Genomic DNA, 18,753 nt, shown 5'->3' with positions numbered 1-18,753 from the left:
GGGGGGTTTGCCGGCGGCTGTGCCCCCCCCCCCCGCCGGGGGCGGGGTTCCCGCCGCGGCCGCCGTCACCGCGGGCGGGGCCCGCGCCGCGCCCGCCGGGACCGCGGCCCGCCGCGCCACCGCGGCCGCTCGCACGGCTCCCGGCGCCGCGGCCACCGCGGCCGCGTCCCGCGCGCTGGACATCGCTCACGTGGTAGCCGCGCTCGTCGCGGTCTCCGCGCTCCCCTGGTGCTCCCGGAGCCCCTGGTGCCATGGGAGTGCCTCCCCTTCCGTGTCGCGATCCGCCCGCCCCGGCCGGCCGCCCGGTCGCCCGGCTGCCCGGCCGGCCGGTCAGAGCCGCTGGGCGACTTCCGTGGCCCAGTACGTCAACGTCATGTTCGCGCCCGCCCGCCGGATGGAGGTCAGGGTCTCCGTGATCGTACGGTCCCGGTCGATCCAGCCGTTGGCCGCGGCCGCCTCCACCATCGCGTACTCCCCCGAGATCTGGTACGCCGCCACGGGCACGTCGACCTCGTCGGCGACCTTGCGCAGCACATCAAGATACGGCAAAGCGGGCTTGACCATCACGATGTCCGCGCCCTCGGCCAGGTCCAGCGCCAACTCCCGCATCGCCTCGCGGTAGTTCGCCGGGTCCTGCTGGTACGTCTTGCGGTCGCCCTGGAGCGAGGAGTTGACGGCCTCGCGGAAGGGGCCGTAGAGCGCCGAGGCGTACTTCGCGGTGTACGCCAGGATCGACACGTCCTGCCTGCCGATCCCGTCCAGCGCCTCCCGGATGACCCCGACCTGGCCGTCCATCATCCCCGAGGCGCCCACCATGTGGACGCCGGCGTCCGCCTGCACCCGGGCCATCTCCGCGTAACGCTCCAGCGTCGCGTCGTTGTCCACCCGGCCCTGGTCGTCCAGCACCCCGCAGTGGCCGTGGTCGGTGAACTCGTCCAGGCACAGGTCGGACATCACCACCAGACGGTCGCCCACCTCGGAGACCACGTCCCGGATCGCGACCTGCAGGATGCCGTCCGGGTCGGTGCCGGCGGTGCCGACGGCGTCCTTCCGCTCGGGCAGGCCGAAGAGCATGATGCCGCCCACGCCCGCCTCGGCCGCCTCGACGGCGGCCTTGCGCAGGGTGTCGCGGGTGTGCTGGACCACTCCAGGCATCGACGAGACCGGCTGCGGCTCGCTGATCCCCTCCCGTACGAACGCCGGGAGGATCAGCTCCGCGGGGTTCAGCCGGTTCTCCGCGACCAGGCGCCGCATGGCCGGACTCGTCCGCAGACGCCGGGGGCGCGTCCCGGGGAACGAACCGTAGTCCTTGCTCATGGGTGCGCCGCCTTTCCGTGGAGGTCTCGGTTTTCCCACCGTACGCCCGGCGCGAGGGTGCGTTTGCCGACGCGGGGTCGGGCCGGGCGGGCGTGCGGGAACCCCTCCCGGGCCGGCGGGCACGGGGAAGGCCGACCTCGTGTCGGGGGCGCGTACCGGACGCGCGCGCGTCAGACGCGGGCGCGGCGGCGGGCGCCCGGGCGGCGCTCGCTCGGCCTCGTCACGGGGTCGCCGGCCTCCGTCGCGGCCAGGCGGCGGGCCGTGCCGTAGTCGGCCAGCGCCTGCGCGAGCGCCTGGACGGACGGTTCGGGCGCCATGACGTCGACCCGCAGCCCGTGCTCCTCCGCGGTCTTGGCCGTGGCCGGGCCGATGCAGGCGATGACGGTGACGTTGTGCGGCTTCCCGGCGATCCCGACGAGGTTGCGCACCGTCGAGGACGACGTGAACAGCACCGCGTCGAAGCCGCCGCCCTTGATAGCCTCGCGGGTGTCCGCGGGGGGCGGCGAGGCGCGGACCGTACGGTAGGCGGTCACGTCGTCGACCTCCCAGCCGAGCTCGACCAGGCCCGCGACCAGGGTCTCGGTGGCGATGTCGGCGCGCGGCAGGAAGACGCGGTCGATCGGGTCGAAGACCGGGTCGTACGGGGGCCAGTCCTCCAGCAGCCCGGCGGCCGACTGCTCACCGCTGGGCACGAGGTCGGGCTTGACGCCGAAGTCGACCAGGGCGCGGGCGGTCTGCTCGCCGACCGCGGCGACCTTGATGCCGGCGAAGGCGCGGGCGTCGAGGCCGTACTCCTCGAACTTCTCGCGGACCGCCTTGACGGCGTTGACGGAGGTGAACGCGATCCACTCGTAACGGCCGGTGACCAGGCCCTTGACGGCGCGTTCCATCTGCTGCGGGGTACGCGGGGGCTCGACCGCGATGGTGGGGACCTCGTGCGGCACGGCGCCGTAGGACCGCAACTGGTCCGACAGGGAGGCGGCCTGCTCCTTGGTACGGGGGACCAGCACGCGCCAGCCGAACAGCGGCTTGGTCTCGAACCACGACAGGTGCTCGCGCTGCCCGGCGCGGTCGCCGACGACGGCTATGGCGGCGATGGGCCCCTCGGGAGTCGGCAGCGCCTTGGTCGCCTTGAGCTCGGCGGCGATCGTGGCGAGGGTGGCGGCCCAGGTGCGCTGGCGGGTGGTGGTGCCGGCGACGGTGACCGTCAGGGGCGTGTCGGGCCGGCGGCCGGAGGCGATGAGTTCGGCGCAGGCGCCGGCCACCGTCTGCAGCGTGGTGGAGACGACGAGCGTGGTGTCGGAGGTGCCCGCCTCGCTCCAGCAGCGGTCGGACGCGGTGGCCGCGTCCACGAACCGCACGTCGCCACTGAGCGGCACACCGGCGTAGGCCGGCACCCCGACGGCGGTGGCCACACCGGGCACCACCTCGAAGGGGATGCCCGCCTCGGCGCAGGCCAGCATCTCGGCGGCGGCGTACGGGTCGAGCCCGGGGTCGCCGGCGACCGCGCGCACCACCCGCTTGCCGGTCCGCGCGGACGCCATGACAAGCTTGGCGGCAGCAGCGGCGGCCTCGGCGGGATCGGGGTCCAGGGCCGGACCCTGCCCGTCGGCGACGGGCTCGGCCGTGCCCACGTCGGCACGGGCGTGGCCGCGGACCACGTCCAGGACGGGGCCGTCACCGACCAGCAGGTCCGCGGCGGCGAGCGCCTCGACGGCGCGCAGGGTCAGCAGCCCGGGATCGCCGGGCCCCGCACCCAGGAAGGTGACGTGCCCGGTCACGGGCCCGGTCGAGGTCGGGCCGGCGGAGCCGGCCGTGGTCGTGGTGTCAGCGACGGCGGCGGGGTTCAAGGTGTGCGCTCCCCCATAGGACCGGTCGCACGCCTGACGAGCACCGGGCCGGCGAGCGCGCGGCCCAGGGCACGCGCGTCGTGGTCCGATGCCGGTGCGGAACCGGTGATGGACATCCGCGCCAGCGAGGAGGCGTCGGTGGTACCGACGGCTCCGCGCGGGCGCAGCTCGGAATACTGCTCGTCGGCCACGAGGCCGGACGGCACGCCCGCGGGGGCGGGGCGGCCGGCCTCAAGGGCGGCGAGCAGGGATCGCTCGGCGGTGACGCCGACGGGTGCGTCGGTCTCGCCGGAAGTAAAGTACCCGATTCGGGTGTCAAGGTTGCCACTCACAAGGGCCTCCGGGCCCTGTGACCGTGCCCACGCCCGGCCCTTCAGGGCCGCGCGGACGGCCGACGGCCCGCCGGGACGACCGGGGCCGCGGGGAACCGCGCGAGCAGCCGACGACGGCCGGTGGTCCGGACCCGACGGCGACTGCCCCTTGGGGCCGGTGACGGCGTGCGGCCCGTCGAGGGCCGAGCGCGCCGTTCCCCGTGCCCCTTCGGGCCTTCCCGGCGAACCGCACCGCGTGCGCTCCGTGCGGTTACTCATGACCGCCCTCGATTCCGCCTGGCACCCCGGCCGCGGGCCGGGCCGAACGGGACCCCGGAACCGCCGGAGGCCCCATGCTGACGGCCGCGACCGCCTGCGGGTCGAGGTCGAACAGCTCACGCAGCGCGTCGGCGTACCCGGCGCCACCGGGTTCGCCCGCGAGCTGCTTGGCCCGCACCGTGGGCGCGTGCAGCAGCTTGTCCACGACGCGCCGGACCGTCTGCGCGATCTCCGCGCGTTGCTTGTCGTCCAGACCCGGGAGCCTACCGTCAAGTCGGGCGAGTTCACCCGCCACGACATCGGCGGCCATGGCGCGCAGCGCCACGACGGTGGGTGTGACGCGCGCCGCCCGCTGGGCCGCGCCGAAGGCGGCGACCTCCTCGGCCACGATCGCCCGCACCTGGTCGACGTCGGCCGCCATGGGGGCGTCGGCCGACGCGGCGGCCAGCGACTCGATGTCCACCAGGTGGACGCCGTCGAGGCCGTGGGCGGCGGCGTCCACGTCCCGCGGCATCGCCAGGTCGAGTACGGCCAGCGGCGCGCCCGTACGGCCGTGGACGGCGGTCTTGAGCTGGTCGGCGGTCAGCACCAGGCCGGTCGAGCCCGTGCAGGAGACCACGATGTCGGCGTCCGCGAGCGCGGCCGGGACCTGCGCCATGGTGATCGTCGAGGCCACCGTGCCCTGCTCGCGCAGCAGGTGCGCCAGCCGCTCGGCCCGCGCGGCCGTGCGGTTGGCGACGGTCACCGAGGCCGCGCCCGAGCGCGCCAGGGTCGCGGCGGCCAGCGACGACATCGAGCCGGCGCCGACCACCAGGGCGCGGCGGCCCTCGACCGTGCCGGCCGGGAACTGGGCCAGGCCGAAGGTGACCAGCGACCGCCCGGCCCGGTCGATCCCGGTCTCGGAGTGCGCCCGCTTGCCGACCCGCAGCGCCTGCTGGAACAGGTCGTTGAGCAGGCGGCCCGCGGTGTGCAGCTCCTGACTCACGGCGAGCGCGTCCTTGATCTGGCCGAGGATCTGGCCCTCGCCGACCACCATCGAGTCCAGGCCGCAGGCCACGGTCAGCAGGTGGTGGACGGCCCGGTCCTCGTAGTGCACGTACAGGTGCGGGGTCAGCTCGTCCAGCGGCACCCCGCTGTGGCCGGCCAGCAGCGTGGACAGCTCGGCGACCCCGGCGTGGAACTTGTCCACGTCCGCGTACAGCTCGACGCGGTTGCAGGTGGCCAGCACGACCGCCTCGGTGGCGGGCTCGGCGGCCAGCGCGTCCCGCAGCAGCGCCGCCCGCACGTCCTCGGCGAGGGTGGCCCGCTCCAGCACGCTCACGGGCGCGCTGCGATGGCTCAGTCCGACGACCAGCACGCTCATGCGGGCATCACGGCGGGCACGTCTCCCCCGTCCGGCTCCTGGCGGTCGTCCTCACCGGCCTTGCGCTGCTCGTGGAAGGCCAGGATCTGCAGCTCGATGGACAGGTCGACCTTGCGCACGTCCACGCCGTCCGGCACCGACAGCACGGTCGGGGCGAAGTTCAGGATCGAGGTGACCCCGGCGGCGACCAGCCGGTCGGTGACCTCCTGGGCGGCGCCCGCCGGAGTGGCGATCACGCCGATGGACACCTGGTTGTCGGCGACGATCGTCTCGAGTTCGTCGATGTGCCGCACCGGCAGTCCGGCGACCAGCTTCCCGGCGAGCGCGGTGTCGGCGTCGAGCAGGGCGGCGACCCGGAAGCCGCGGGAGGCGAACCCCCCGTAGTTGGCCAGGGCGGCGCCCAGGTTGCCGATACCGACGATGACGACCGGCCAGTCCTGGGTCAGCCCGAGTTCACGGCTGATCTGGTACACGAGGTACTCCACGTCGTATCCGACGCCCCGCGTGCCGTACGAGCCGAGGTAGGAGAAGTCCTTGCGCAGCTTCGCCGAATTGACTCCGGCGGCCGCGGCGAGCTCCTCCGACGACACGGTGGGCACCGAACGCTCGGAAAGAGCTGTCAGCGCCCGCAGGTACAGCGGAAGCCTGGCGACGGTGGCCTCGGGAATCCCTCGGCCGCGAGTCGCCGGTCGGTGTGATCGGCCAGTTGCCACGGTGCTCCTGCGGGTAGAGCTGGGCTGAGGACGACCACGGTCCCTGGGGCCGCCCCGTGAAGGCCAGGCTATGTCTTTGTGAATGCGTGCACAAAGATGGTGTCCGTTTTGACCGCTGGAAGTGATGGGCATCACGCCGGCTCATTCCGGACTCCGGGCACCGTTCCGCGTGCCTGATCGTTTCCCCGGCCGGCCCGGAATCCCCTCGTGTACGCGCCGCTCCGGCGCATCCAGAGCGCGTCGCCGACGGTGAGCGGACCGGAGGGTTCGGGCCACCTCGTGCCCGCCGCCACGTCCAGCCGCTCGGCCAGGCCGGCGGCCCGCGGCGCGTAGAACGACAGCAGCGACGCCGATGCCCGCGCGTCGCCGAGCGCGGTGTGCGGACTCCAGTCGGTGATCCCTATCGCGGCGGCGCACTCCCACAGGCTCAGGCCGCCCGCCGGGCCGCCGCCCGGGCCGGCCTCCTCGTCGGGCTCCCCGTACCGCTCGGCCAGCCGCATCGTGCACAGCTCGGGCACGGCCGGCAGCCGCAGGCCCACCCGCGCGTACTCGGCGACCAGGAAGGCGCGGTCGCAGCCCACGTTGTGGCCGACCAGCACCCGGCCGCGCAGCAGCCCCAGCAGCCGCCGCGCGATCCCGGCGAACCGCGGGGCGCCGCCCAGGTGCTCGGGCTCGATCCCGTGGATGTGCGTCGGCCCGACGGGCCCCTGCGGATCGACCAGCGTGGTGAACTCGCCCTGCGGTTCGAGGTCCGCGCCGAGCAGCACCACGGCGAGCTCCACCACCCGGTGCCGCCGTGACGACGAGCCGGTCGCCTCCAGATCGACGACGGCGAATCCGACCGGCCCGCGGGCCTGGGCTGCCAGGGGCACGTGCCACACTCCTCACGCATTCGCCCCCGGGACGTACAAAACGCCGTCGATGGTAATCGAATGTGCGCGAGTGCGGGTAACGCGCGTAAAACGGCCGACCGTTCGTGCGCGATTTCACACTGCCTTACCCGGGGGTCAGCCGGCCCTGGTCACCCGGACGGGCCCGGACGAACCGGGATGTATCGGGTGAAACCCGATGAACCCGATGACCCCTATGAGCCCGCAGGACCGGAAGGATCCGCGGAACCCGATCGGCCTGACGAAGCGTGACGAAGCTCACTGCGCCCGGGCGGGCGCGGACCGGCCTCAGGACGCGGCGGTCAGCGCGGCACGCAGCCGCCGCTCGTCGACCCGCCAGAAGGTGTGCTGCTCGCCGTCCACCAGCACGACCGGAATCTGCTCCCAGTAGCGGTCGTGCAGTTCCGGATCGCGGCTGATGTCGCGCTCCTCCACCACCGCGCCGGTCTCCGCCGCCACCTTCTCCACCACCGCCCGCGCGTCGTCGCACAGATGGCAGCCCGGCTTCCCGATCAGCGTCACGGTCCTCGCAGTCGTCATGGGGCAAAGGTACGGCCAAGGTGTCGCATGGAGTTCACACACCGGCCCGGTCGAAGCATCAGGCTTGCCCCACAGGGTGGTTATGCTCGCGCTATGGCCGCACTGAAATGGCTCACCTCCCGTAAGCAGGACGCGACCGAGCGGAGCGTGCTGGCAGGCGAGGCCGCGGCGGCCGCCGCGGAAGCGGCCCTCGCGCCGCACCCGGAGCCGGCCGGCGGCACGGAAGCGGCCGGCGGCGCGCGGCCGGAGGACCACGCCGGGGACCTCACAGGAGACCTGGCGGGCGGCCTCGCCGGGCCCGCGCCGGAGAGCCCCGAGGAGATGCCGGTCGCGCACGACGTCCGCGCCGCCGCGTTCTTCGACCTGGACAACACCGTGATGCAGGGCGCCGCGCTGTTCCACTTCGGACGCGGCCTGTACAAGCGGAAGTTCTTCCACAAGCGCGACCTGCTCCGGTTCGCCTGGCAGCAGGCGTACTTCCGGCTGGCCGGCAACGAGGACCCCGCGCACATGCGGGACGCCCGCGACAGCGCGCTGTCCATCGTCAAGGGCCACCGCGTCGAGGAAGTCATGTCCATCGGCGAGGAGATCTACGACGAGTACATGGCCGGCAAGGTCTGGCCGGGCACCCGGGCGCTGGCCCAGGCCCATCTCGACGCGGGCCAGCGGGTCTGGCTCGTGACCGCCGCGCCCCTGGAGACGGCCACGATCATCGCCCGCCGCCTGGGCCTGACCGGCGCTCTGGGCACGGTCGCCGAGCACGTCGACGGCGTCTACACCGGCCGCCTGGTCGGCGAACCGCTGCACGGCCGGGCCAAGGCCGAGGCGGTACGCGCGCTGGCCATGGCCGAGGACCTCGACCTGTCGCGGTGCGCGGCCTACAGCGACTCGCACAACGACATCCCCATGCTGTCCCTGGTCGGCCACCCGTACGCCATCAACCCCGACAGCCGCCTGCGCAAGCACGCGCGGGCCCAGGGCTGGCGGCTGCGCGACTACCGCACGGGCCGCAAGGCCGCCAGGATCGGCATCCCCGCCGCGGCGGGCATGGGAGCGGCCGCGGGCGCGGCCCTGGCCGCGGCCGCCGTCCACCGCCGCCGCAACAAGTGACCCGCGGGCGGGCCGGGTACGAGCCGGGGCCCGGCCGGCGCGCCCCCGGAGCGGCACTCACCGTCGGAGAAACACGGACCTTTCGCGAGCACTTCACGAACCGAAGTGGTCAACCAAGGGCGCGTGTTCGATAATTTGTCGATCGCCAATCCGTATAGGAAGTGGCGCAAGCGGCGATTTGAGCAACTCGGTGTAGCGTCGCCTGTACGAAGCGTTATTCTCCTCAGACGCATTCCGGTACCCACACGTCGCCACGACGGGTGAACGGTCCCGTACTGCACGTGATGGAAGTTCTGCCTCTGGGAGTCCCGTGTACCCACACGACGGGGTTGACACCTCCGGCTTGGCGGCGCTGCGCGCACTGGTCCTCGACCAACTGCGACGCACGGTCCCCGCGCCCGCCATGCCCGCCCTCGCCACGTCCAGTCCCTCCGGCCCCACCGTCCCCGGCCCCGCGTACGCGCTGGCCGAAATCAGCACCACCGCAGGCAGACGCACCCGCAACAGCGCCCACCACGCGCAGAGCGCCGCGCGCTCCGGGGCGCACGCCGCGCACGCCGGGCACTCCCCGACGGCCGCGAGCACCGCGAACACCCCGGCCGCCGCCCGCCGGCCCGCCGCGGACACCGACAGCGGCCGGATGATGGATCTGGTCGAACGCGCGCAGGACGGCGAGACCGAGGCCTTCGGCCGGCTGTACGACCACTACAGCGACACCGTGTACCGGTACATCTACTACCGGGTCGGGGCCAAGGCGACCGCCGAGGACCTCACGAGTGAGACGTTCCTGCGCGCCCTGCGCCGGATCGGCACCTTCACCTGGCAGGGCCGCGACTTCGGCGCCTGGCTGGTCACGATCGCCCGCAACCTGGTCGCCGACCATTTCAAGTCGAGCAGGTTCCGCCTCGAAGTGACCACCGGCGAAATGCTCGACGCCAACGAGGTCGAGCGCAGCCCCGAGGACTCCGTGCTGGAGTCGCTGTCCAACGAGGCGCTGCTGACCGCCGTCCGCAAGCTCAACCCGCAGCAGCAGGAATGCGTCACCCTGCGCTTCCTCCAGGGCCTGTCGGTGGCCGAGACCGCGCGCGTGATGGGCAAGAACGAGGGAGCCATCAAGACCTTGCAGTACCGTGCGGTACGAACCCTTGCGCGACTGCTGCCGGAGGACGCCCGGTGAGGCCCCGTTGGATCATCCGACCTGCGTAACCCAACGAGCGGGGGACTCGTTGCATCACGTGCAGACACTTCGTGCCGGACCCCGCTCACCGCTGTTCGGGCGGTCTTTCACCCGATCGGGTGGTTGGCGAGCGGGCGTACAACCATCCTGGCGGCACCGGGAGTCGAGTGTGGATGACGAGAGGAGGTGCCGCCCGTGATCGGACAGGCAACGGCACACCGCCGGGCGAACGCCTTCGCCCAGGCCCTTGAGGACGCCGCTGTCCCCGGGGAGACCACTGGCGAGCACGGTGCCGGCGGCGCCCCCGGCACCGACACCCACGGCACGGACGACGGCCGCGTCGGCCGCGAGAGCCGGGAGGGCCGCGACGGCCGCGTCGACCATGAGGACCGCGAGGGCCGCGAGGTCCATGAGGGCCACGGGAGCCAGCGGGGCCACGGTGGGCACGCCAGCGGTGGGCACGGCGCCCATGCCGCCTCCCGCCACGCCGACCCCGAGCAGGCGGCGATGGTCGCGCTGGCCGCCGCGCTCAGCTCGCGGCCCCGCCCCGCGATGGACCCGCAGAAGAAGACCGTCCAGCGCGCCCAGCTCATCGCCGCGATGGAACAGGCCATCGCCGACGGCAGCTTCGAGACCACCCGGCGCGTCCCCGAGCAGCGTTCCGACAGCGGCGGCGGCCGCCGCGCCACCGGCCCGCGCGCCCTCGGCCCCCGTTCCCGCCTGTCCCGGCGGCTCGCCGTCGGCGGCCTCACCGTCGGCGTCGCGGCGGGCGCCTTCGGCGGCGTCGCGGCCGCGAGCACCAACGCCCTGCCCGGCGACACCCTCTACGGCCTCAAGCGCGGCATGGAGGACCTCAAGCTCGACATGGCCGGCGGGGACGCCTCGCGCGGCAAGGTCTACCTCGACATGGCCGCCACCCGCATGCAGGAGGCCCGCCGCCTGATGGACCGGGGCCGCGGCGGCACCCTGGACGAAGAATCGGTCGGCGAGGTCCGCAAGGCGCTGTCCGGGATGCACCAGGAAGCCTCCGAGGGACACCGCCTGCTCACCGAGGCCTACCGGCAGGACGGCTCCCTCCAGCCGATCGAGCTGCTCAACTCCTTCTCCGAGACCCACCGGCAGAGCTGGCGGGATCTGCGCGGCAAGCTGCCCAGCCAGCTCACCGACGTCTCGGACCAGGTCAGTTCGGTCTTCGACGCCATAGACCAAGAGGTCGCTCCGCTCCAGTCGCTGCTGCCCAAGCCGAAGCACAGCGCGGGCACGTCGTCCCCCGGCTCGTCCGACTCGTCCGGCCCGTCCGGCGCGGGCGGCCACGACGGCGGCGGCTCCTCCGGCATCGAGCCGTCGGCGCCGTCCCCGTCCGCCCCCGCGAGCGGCCCGGCCGGCCCGGCCGGCGGCAGCAGCGCCGGCCCGTCGCCCTCCAGTGCCGCCCCCGGCCTGATCGGTGGCAACGGCAACCTGCTGGGCCCGCCCCCGACCACCCCGCCGTCGGTCCCGGGCTCGCCCACCAGCACCCCGTCCCCGACCAGCCACTCGGTCGTCCTCCCGCCCCTCCTGCCCGGCCTGCTCCCGGGCCTGGGCCTGGGGGACGAGAGCACGGACCAGTAAGGCGCACAGGGTTCTTCCGGTGTCCCGGGCCGCCGGGACACCGGGCCACGGGACACCGGCCGCCGGGACACCGGAGGAACCCTCAGAAAAACCCCTCAGAAGAACACCGACCGCCGCTGCACCAGCAGTTCGTACAGCGTGTGCTGAATGGTCTCCCGCACCTGGTCCGTCAGGTTGAACACCAGCATCGGGTCCTCCGCGGACTCCGGCGGGTAGGTGTCCGTGGGGATCGGCGTGCCGAACTGGATGGTCCACTTGGTGGGGAGCGGGATCGTGCCGAGCGGGCCCAGCCAGGGGAACGTCGGGGTCAGCGGGAAGTAGGGAATGCCCAGGAGGCGGGCGAGGGTGCGGGAGTTGCCCAGCATCGGGTAGATCTCCTCGGCTCCCACGATCGAGCACGGCACGATCGGCTTACGGGTCTTCAGCGCCGTCGCCACGAACCCGCCCCGCCCGAACCGCTGCAGCTTGTACCGCTCGGAGAAGGGCTTGCCCAGCCCCTTGAAGCCCTCCGGCATCACCCCGACCACCTCGCCGCGCTCCAGCAGCAACTGCGCGTCCTCCGTGCAGGCCAGGGTGTGACCGCCCTTGCGGGCCAGCTCGTTGAACCCCGGCAGCGCGAAGACCAGGTCGGCGGCGAGCAGCCGCAGGTGGCGGCCGGCCGGGTGGTGGTCGCGCACCGCGATCTGCGCCATCACCCCGTCCCACGGGAGCGTGCCGGAGTGGTTGCACACCACCAGCGCACCGCCCTCGGCCGGAATGTTCTCCACGCCCCGCACCTCGACCCGGAAGTACTTCTCGAACAGCGGCCGGAACAGCGGCATCAGGACCTGCTCGGTCAGTTCCTCGTCGTAACCGAACTCGTCGACCTCGTAGTCCCCGGTCACCCGCCGCCGCAGGAACGCCAGGCCCGAGGCGGCCTTCCGCTCCCACGGTCCGCCGAGCAGCTTGTCGGCCACCCCGGTCAGCAGCCCGGTCAGCGAGGCCAGGTCCCCCGGCCCCACGGGCGGCACCGCGTCCGGCTCCCCGGCCCCGTCGTCCCGTACCACCGCGTCGTCCCCCGCTTCCGCCTCGTCCCCGGCCCCGCTCGCCGCCGCCCCGGCACCGGCATCGGCACCGGAACCGGACGCCCGGTGATGTACGTGGTCCCCGCCGCGGCTCCCGGAGGCGGCCTGCGCGGGGATCTCCGGCACCTCCGGCACGTGCGGTACTTCCGGTACCTCCGGCACCTCCGGCACGGAGGCGAGCGGCGCCTGCTCGGCCGGCCCGCCCCCGCCGGTCGCGCCGCCGGCCGCGGGAGCGGCCTGGGCACCCGGCTTGCGCGCCCCTTGGCGGGAACGCCCGCGGCCGCCCCGCCGGGCCCTGGAGTCCTCGTCGAACGGAATCACCTTGGCGTCCGCCACGGCTCCTGCTCCTTCCGGTGAGGGCTGCTGCGCGGGCTGCTGTCGTGCGGTCATTCGGCACCCGCTCCCGGAGAGGCGTGGCCGGACGGCCGGGCGGATGACGTGCGGGATGCGGGCAGCGCCGCCGCGATACGGTCGACCGCCCGGGCCAGCCGGTCCGGCGGCAGCAGCCCCGGGCCCCGGCTGCGCGCGAAGTCCGCGAAGGTCTCCGCGGTGGTGTACGCGGGCTCGAACCCGAGCGTCTCCCGCATCTGCCGGGTGTCCACCACCCTGCCGTGGGTCAGCAGCCGGATCTGCTCCGGCGAGAAGTCCGTCAGGCCCGTCGCACGCATCATCTGCCCCAGCCAGGTGACGGCCGGCAGCAGGACGGGCGCGGTCGGCCTGCCCAGCCGGCGCGCGGTCTGCGACAGCAGCAGCACCCCGTCGCCGGCGATGTTGAACGTGCCGCTGTTGAGCGTGCCGCGCCGGGGCTCCGTCGCCGCGGTCAGCAGCACCGCGATCACGTCGTCCTCGTGCACGAACTGCAGCCGCGGGTCGTAGCCGAAGACCGTGGGCAGCACCGGCAGCGCGAAGTAGTTCGCCAGCGGGGTGTCCGCGTTCGGCCCGAGGATGTTGGCGAACCGCAGCACCGCCACCGCGACGTCCGGCCGGCGCCGCGCGAAGCCGCGTACGTACCCCTCGACCTCCACCGCGTCCTTCGCGAAGCCGCCGCTCGGCAGCGACTTGACCGGCGTGGTCTCGGTGAACACGGCCGGGTCGCGCGGCGCGGCCCCGTAGACGCTCGTGGTCGACTTCACCACCAGCCGCCGCACGGTCGGCGCCTTCTGGCACGCGCCGAGCAACTGCATGGTGCCGATGACGTTGGTCTCCTTGACCTGGGTACGGCCGCCCGAACCCAGCGGGGTGCCGGTGACGTCCAGGTGCACCACCGTGTCCACGGCGCGCTGCGCCAGGACCTTGCCGATCATCGGCTGGCGGATGTCGGCGCGGACGAACTCGGCGTCACCCAGATCGTGCTCCGGGGTCTCCGCGTCCACCGCGATCACCCGCTCCACCTCGGGCTCGCGCCGCACCTGCCGGACGAACCGGCCGCCGAGCTGCCGGGCGGCTCCGGTGACGAGCACGACCTTGCCCACGTATCGCGCCTTCCTCAGCGGTCCCAGGGAGATGCTGTCACCGTACCGCCAGGTGGTGGCGACGGCATGGCGCCCCGCCCAACCGGACATGCCGCTGCCCCCCACCCGGGGCCCGTGGCGGGCGGCGGGAGGGGGGCAGTGGCGAGCGGCGCGAAGCCCGCGTACTTCCGGCGCGGAGACCGCTTACTTCTTGTTGCGGCGCTGCACTCGCGTCCGCTTGAGCAGCTTGCGGTGCTTCTTCTTGGCCATACGCTTGCGCCGCTTCTTGATGACAGAGCCCACGACTACCCTCGCTTCGGATTCACTCGGTGCGGGGCGTCCGAGCCCACACGACCTACGTCGGCCTAGCCTACCCGCCCGGAGAGGATGCACAGTAACCGAGGCCCACGCGGAGGTCGCCGGCCCGTCACCGGGCCGTCCCCAGATACTCAGGCAGATTCCACCCCCACATAGGATTCACGCAGGTACTCGTGGACGGCCTGCTCGGGGACCCTGAAGGACCGGCCGACCCGGATCGCCGGAAGATGACCGCTGTGCACCAGCCGGTACACGGTCATCTTGGAGACCCGCATCACCGCCGCCACCTCGGCGACGGTGAGGAACACGACCTCGTTGAGAGGCCGACTCTCGACTACAGACATGACACACCTGAACCTTCCGCACATGACGCCACCGGCTTCCCCTCCGGCGACTCAACAGGCATGTGCGCTCCCCCACAGATTAGAGGCGCGTGATGCAAGTGGGGAAGAGGAGTTGCCTATGGTTGCTTACTGTGCCAGCCACGCCCGATGGAGTACGTAACGGGTCAGCGGCAGGTAGTAATCGGCCCGGACGGTGTCGTCGAGCGGTACGGCGACCGACACCCGGCCCTCCGCCTCGGCCACGAAAACCGCCGGGGCGTCCGAGGCCGCCGGCCCGATCGCCTCAATACCCAACTGACCTGCGCCGCAGATGAATCCGTGGTCGCCGACCACCAGCGCGGGCAGCATCCCGCCCTCCTCCGCGGCCGCCCCGAGCGCCGCCCGCACCGGCAGCGGCGAATGCGTGTGGGCGGCCCCGCCGCCGTCCACCGGCCGCAGCACCGCGACCCCGCCCACGTATCCGAGCCGGAAGCGCCGTACGCCGAACTGCGTCGGCACGTCGACACGTCTGCCGTACGCGGGGGTGAGGACCGGGCAGCCCGCCGCCGACAGAGCGGCCGCCAAAGATGCGTAGAACCCGTGCAGGCGATGTGGATGGCCCGTGCCCAGCAGCAGCGGCGTGCGCTCCCGCACGGCCCTGCGCAGGCGTTCCGCAAAGGCGTCCAGCGCGGCCACCGTACAGTCCGGATCGATGGTGTCGTCGCCCTCCGCATAGCCCGGGTCCGGTGAGACGCCGCACCGCTCGGACATCAGCCGCAGCAACTCCTCCGTACCCCAGGCCCCTTCCGGATCCAGCCCCAGCGTCGCCCTCGGGTCGCGCACCGCGAACCCCCGATAGCTGCGCAGCGCCCTCTCCCGGGGCGTGGCGACCCGCCCCGCCAGCCTCGCCGCCACCAGATGCGCCCGCAGCTCACCCGCACTCACCACGTGCGCATCCTTACGGGGTTACGGGGCGGACGGGGGCGAAACCGTCACATCACCCCCGCGAGGGTGAGGCCCGCGGCGCGGGCGCCGTCACGGGATCAGCCCGTGCAGCGGGAACACCGCCCGCCGCGTCGCCAGAATCGCCTGGTCAAGACGGTTCGCCGGATCGTAGCCCGCCTCCTCGAAACTCGCCCACCGCACGTCCCGGCCGTCGGTCATCCGCAGCGGAGCCGTCGCCCTCGTCCTCGCGAACACCTCGTCACGCCACTCGGCCGGCACATGCGTGAGGGGATCGATCGGCACACCCGCAGCAATGGCGACCAGATGCGTCCACGTACGCGGCACCACGTCCGACACCGCGTAACCACCGCCGCCCAGCGCCACCCACCGCCCGCCCGCGTGCTCGTGCGCCAGACCGTGCACCGCCTCGGCCACCGCCCGCTGCGCGTCCAGCGACACCGCCAGGTGCGCCAGCGGATCCTCGGCATGAGTGTCGGCGCCGTGCTGCGAGACCACCACCTGCGGCCGGAAAGCCGCCATCAGCTCCGGCACGACCGCGTGGAATGCGCGCAGCCAGCCCGCGTCGCCCGTCCCGGCCGGAAGCGCCAGGTTGACCGCGCTCCCCTCCGCCGCCGGCCCGCCGGTCTCCTCCGGCCAGCCGGTCTGCGGGAACAGCGTGAGCGGGTTCTCGTGCAGCGAGATCGTCAGCACCCGAGGGTCGTCCCAGAACACCGCCTGCACGCCGTCCCCGTGGTGGACGTCCACGTCGACGTACACCACCCGCTCGGCGCCCAGCTCCAGCAGCCGCGCCACCGCCAGCGCGGCATCGTTGTACACGCAGAACCCCGAGGCCGCCGCCGGCATCGCGTGGTGCAGGCCCCCCGCGAAGTTCACCGCGTGGTCCGCCTCCCCCCGCCACACCGCCTCCGCCGCCCCCACCGACTGCCCCGCGATCAGCGCCGACGCCTCGTGCATCGCCGCGAACGCCGGATTGTCCTCGCTGCCCAGCCCGTACGACAGGTCCGCCGAGCGCGGATCCGCGGCCGCCTGGCGCACCTTGGCCACGTAGTCCGGCCGGTGCACCAGCGTCAGCGTGGAGTCGCCCGCCGCCGGCGCCGCGACGACCGTCAGCGCGCCGTCCAGCCCGAACGCCCCGACCAGGTCCCTGGTGAGCCGCAGCCGCACCGGGTCCATCGGGTGCCCGGGGCCGAAGTCGTACTGCGTAACCTGCTCATCCCACATCAACTGTGCGCGGCCGCTCATGGCCGACACCGTACCCGGCGGGCACCGCGGCGAAGGACGTGGCGTACCCGAGGGTCATCGCGACCAGCACCATGGGGACGAGCATCGCGCCCCGGTAGCTCCACACGTCCCCCAGCGCCCCGACCAGCGGCGAGCCCACCAGGAACCCCACGTAATTGAAGATGTTCAGGCGCGCGATGGCCGAGTCCGAGTCACCGGGGAACATGCGGCCCGCGGCCGCGAACGTCTGCGGCACGATCACGCACAGCCCGAGGCCGAGAAGGGTGAAGCCGAGCATCCCCACCCACGGCCCCGGCGCGACCGCCACCACCGCGAAGCCGGCCACCGCGACCACCGTGCCCAGCCGTACGACGGGCACCGCCCCGTACCGGCGCACCCCGAAGTCGCCGACCGACCGCCCGATCAGCGTGGTCACCATGTACACGGCGTACGGGACGGTGGAGAGCTGCTCCGAGCTGTGCAGGGTGTCCTGGAGGTACTTCGCGCTCCAGTTGGAGACCGTGGAGTCGCCGATGTACGCGAAGGCCATGACCATGCAGAGGGGGAGCAGCATCCGCATCACGAGGGTTTGGGGGGCGGAGGCGGGGGGGCTGGTGGACTCCGGGTGCTGTGGGTTCTTTGGGTGCTGTGGGTGTTCGGGGTTTTGTGGGTGTTCGGGGTTCTGGAGGGTCTCAGGGTGTCCTGGACCCCGGTCCCGGTACCAGCGGCTGGCCGTGAGCGTCAGGGGTATCAGGACCACCCCCGCGGGGCCGTACAGCGCCGCCAGCGACACGTGCCAGTGCGCCCCGGCCCACGCCAGCGACGCCCCGACGATCCCGCCGAGGCTGAATGCCGCGTGGAAGCCGAGCATGATGCTCTGGCCGTACTCACGCTGGAGACTCACCCCCAGCATGTTCATCGAGGCGTCCAGGCCGCCCACGCACACGCCGAACAGCGCGAGGGTCACCGCCGCGGTCCACAGCTGGTCGCCGACGCCCAGCCCCACCAGGACCAGACTCACCGCCGGCTGCACCCAGCGCAGCACGATGCTCGGCCGCACCCGCTTGACCAACTGCTCGGTCACCAGACTCCCGACACCGGCCAGTACCGGCACCGCGGCCAGGAACACCGGGAGCAGCCCGTCCCCGATTCCGTAACGGTCCTGGATGGCCGGGATGCGCGTCACGAGCAGCGCGAAGAGCGCCCCCTGCGCGAAGAAGCTGATCGCGAGGGCGGCACGGCCGTACCGGACGGCTGCCGGGCGAGCGGGTTCCATGAACGTGCAGCGTAAGCGCGGAAGCTACGGGTGAGTAGGGCCGCGGCGTCACGTTCCGATTCCGGCGGGCCAGGTGGGGGTGGCGGGTGATGCGGTGGCTGGGGTCCGGGGGCGGGGGCGGGTCCTCCGGGGTGGGGGGCCGAGATCGTCTATTTACGGGCCTGGCGGCCCACAAATACACATCAGCATCTCGGCCCCCCACCCCTGCGGCCCCTTCGTTCCGGTTCGCTCCGGCTCGCGCTCCGTGTCGCTCAGCGGAACAGCAGGTCCGGCAGTTCCGTCATGCTGGCGAACAGCGCCGTCGCGTCCTGGAGGCGCTCGGCCGGCGTCATCGCGGCGAACCCGTACACGTCCATCCCGGCCGCCCTGGCCGCCGCCACACCGAGCGGGCTGTCCTCGATCACGGCGCACCGCTCGGCGGGCACCCCCATGCCGGCCGCCGCGTGCAGGAAGAGGTCGGGCGCCGGCTTCCCGCGCCCCACGTCCTGTGCCGAGAAGATCCGCTCCTCGTCGAACCTCTCGTACAGCCCGGTCTTCCGCAGCGCCACCCTGATCCGCTCGTGCGTCCCCGACGACGCCAGGCAGTACGCCACGCCGTCCGCCGCCAGCTTGTCGAGTACGACACCCACTCCCTCGACGGGCTCCAGCTCCCGCGCGAACGCCTCGAACACCCGGGCGTGGAGGGTCTCGTTGAACCCGGCCGGCAGCGCCTGCCCGGTCCGCTCCCGGATCAGATCGTGAATCCGGTGCTCCGCCGCCCCCATGAAGTCCCGCACCGACTCCTCGTACGTGGTCGGGTGTCCGACCTCCGTGAGGTAGTCGGCCAGGATGCGGTTGGAGAGGGGCTCGCTGTCGACGAGCACCCCGTCGTTGTCGAAGATCACCAGGTCGTAGCGCACACCAGTACGGTACACATGTGCTGCTGAAACACCTCAGCCCCCGTGGAGAACCACGGGGGCTGAGGCATTATCAAAAT

At 73.1% G+C, this 18,753-nt stretch carries 18 protein-coding genes; 3 read left to right on the top strand and 15 right to left on the bottom strand.

Going from position 1 to position 18,753, the window contains the following annotated elements:
• Positions 1-330: 330 nt before the first annotated feature.
• The 7 genes from hemB to K7G61_RS34775 all read right to left on the bottom strand — a co-directional run bounded on the left by hemB (position 331) and on the right by K7G61_RS34775 (position 7,263).
• Positions 331-1,317 carry a porphobilinogen synthase gene (gene hemB / locus K7G61_RS34805; protein WP_225851162.1) on the bottom strand — a complete coding sequence of 329 codons (987 nt, stop codon included), beginning with the start codon at positions 1,315-1,317 and terminating at the stop codon, positions 331-333.
• A gap of 170 nt (positions 1,318-1,487) precedes the next feature.
• Positions 1,488-3,167, bottom strand: coding sequence for a uroporphyrinogen-III synthase (locus K7G61_RS34800; RefSeq protein WP_374204341.1), 1,680 nt, complete (start codon positions 3,165-3,167; stop codon positions 1,488-1,490).
• Entirely contained in the window at positions 3,164-3,499 is a 336-nt protein-coding gene (locus K7G61_RS37190) for a hypothetical protein (RefSeq protein WP_225851161.1), read from the bottom strand. The genes K7G61_RS34800 and K7G61_RS37190 overlap by 4 nt, the downstream gene beginning before the upstream one ends.
• A gap of 250 nt (positions 3,500-3,749) precedes the next feature.
• Entirely contained in the window at positions 3,750-5,120 is a 1,371-nt protein-coding gene (locus K7G61_RS34790) for a glutamyl-tRNA reductase (RefSeq protein ID WP_225851160.1), read from the bottom strand.
• A complete protein-coding gene (locus tag K7G61_RS34785) occupies positions 5,117-5,833 on the bottom strand; it encodes a redox-sensing transcriptional repressor Rex (protein ID WP_225851159.1) in 717 nt (238 codons plus the stop codon). The genes K7G61_RS34790 and K7G61_RS34785 overlap by 4 nt, the downstream gene beginning before the upstream one ends.
• 131 nt (positions 5,834-5,964) lie before the next feature.
• Entirely contained in the window at positions 5,965-6,705 is a 741-nt protein-coding gene (locus K7G61_RS34780) for an exonuclease domain-containing protein (RefSeq protein ID WP_225851158.1), read from the bottom strand.
• A 306-nt stretch (positions 6,706-7,011) separates the two neighbouring features.
• On the bottom strand, positions 7,012-7,263 hold the full coding sequence (locus tag K7G61_RS34775) for a glutaredoxin family protein (protein ID WP_225851157.1): 252 nt from the start codon (positions 7,261-7,263) through the stop codon (positions 7,012-7,014).
• Between the two features lie 93 nt (positions 7,264-7,356).
• Here K7G61_RS34775 and K7G61_RS34770 point away from each other — a divergent pair, with 93 nt between their 5' ends.
• The 3 genes from K7G61_RS34770 to K7G61_RS34760 all read left to right on the top strand — a co-directional run bounded on the left by K7G61_RS34770 (position 7,357) and on the right by K7G61_RS34760 (position 11,158).
• Complete coding sequence (locus K7G61_RS34770) at positions 7,357-8,373, top strand: HAD family phosphatase (RefSeq protein ID WP_225851156.1); 1,017 nt, start codon at positions 7,357-7,359, stop codon at positions 8,371-8,373.
• 310 nt (positions 8,374-8,683) lie between these two features.
• Positions 8,684-9,550 carry an ECF subfamily RNA polymerase sigma factor, BldN family gene (locus K7G61_RS34765; RefSeq protein ID WP_225851155.1) on the top strand — a complete coding sequence of 289 codons (867 nt, stop codon included), beginning with the start codon at positions 8,684-8,686 and terminating at the stop codon, positions 9,548-9,550.
• 195 nt (positions 9,551-9,745) lie between these two features.
• A complete protein-coding gene (locus K7G61_RS34760) occupies positions 9,746-11,158 on the top strand; it encodes a DUF5667 domain-containing protein (protein ID WP_225851154.1) in 1,413 nt (470 codons plus the stop codon).
• A gap of 95 nt (positions 11,159-11,253) precedes the next feature.
• Here the strand turns inward: K7G61_RS34760 and K7G61_RS34755 are convergent, their stop codons facing one another.
• The 8 genes from K7G61_RS34755 to K7G61_RS34720 all read right to left on the bottom strand — a co-directional run bounded on the left by K7G61_RS34755 (position 11,254) and on the right by K7G61_RS34720 (position 18,676).
• Positions 11,254-12,558 (bottom strand): lysophospholipid acyltransferase family protein, encoded by a 1,305-nt coding sequence (locus K7G61_RS34755; RefSeq protein ID WP_225851164.1) that lies wholly within the window; start codon positions 12,556-12,558, stop codon positions 11,254-11,256.
• Positions 12,559-12,608: 50 nt separating this feature from the next.
• Positions 12,609-13,694 carry an NAD-dependent epimerase/dehydratase family protein gene (locus K7G61_RS34750; protein ID WP_225851163.1) on the bottom strand — a complete coding sequence of 362 codons (1,086 nt, stop codon included), beginning with the start codon at positions 13,692-13,694 and terminating at the stop codon, positions 12,609-12,611.
• A 183-nt stretch (positions 13,695-13,877) separates the two neighbouring features.
• Entirely contained in the window at positions 13,878-13,976 is a 99-nt protein-coding gene (locus tag K7G61_RS34745) for a 30S ribosomal protein bS22 (protein ID WP_003948845.1), read from the bottom strand.
• A gap of 146 nt (positions 13,977-14,122) precedes the next feature.
• Positions 14,123-14,335: a helix-turn-helix domain-containing protein gene (locus tag K7G61_RS34740; RefSeq protein ID WP_225851153.1), complete on the bottom strand. Its 213-nt coding sequence runs from the start codon at positions 14,333-14,335 to the stop codon at positions 14,123-14,125.
• A 126-nt stretch (positions 14,336-14,461) separates the two neighbouring features.
• Positions 14,462-15,262 (bottom strand): phosphatase, encoded by an 801-nt coding sequence (locus K7G61_RS34735; RefSeq protein ID WP_225851152.1) that lies wholly within the window; start codon positions 15,260-15,262, stop codon positions 14,462-14,464.
• Positions 15,263-15,349: 87 nt separating this feature from the next.
• Complete coding sequence (locus K7G61_RS34730; RefSeq protein ID WP_225851151.1) at positions 15,350-16,522, bottom strand: acetoin utilization protein AcuC; 1,173 nt, start codon at positions 16,520-16,522, stop codon at positions 15,350-15,352.
• Complete coding sequence (locus K7G61_RS34725; protein WP_225851150.1) at positions 16,491-17,777, bottom strand: MFS transporter; 1,287 nt, start codon at positions 17,775-17,777, stop codon at positions 16,491-16,493. Before K7G61_RS34725 ends, K7G61_RS34730 begins: the two co-directional genes overlap by 32 nt.
• A 251-nt stretch (positions 17,778-18,028) precedes the next feature.
• Positions 18,029-18,676, bottom strand: a complete 648-nt coding sequence (locus K7G61_RS34720; RefSeq protein ID WP_225851149.1) for an HAD family phosphatase — start codon at positions 18,674-18,676, stop codon at positions 18,029-18,031.
• Between the last annotated feature and the right edge of the window lie 77 nt (positions 18,677-18,753).

The sequence above is a fragment of the Streptomyces sp. HPF1205 genome, assembly GCF_020400825.1.
Lineage (GTDB): Bacteria > Actinomycetota > Actinomycetes > Streptomycetales > Streptomycetaceae > Actinacidiphila.
Note: the sequence above shows the minus strand (reverse complement) of the source record. Positions and strands in the feature narration are given on the sequence as shown.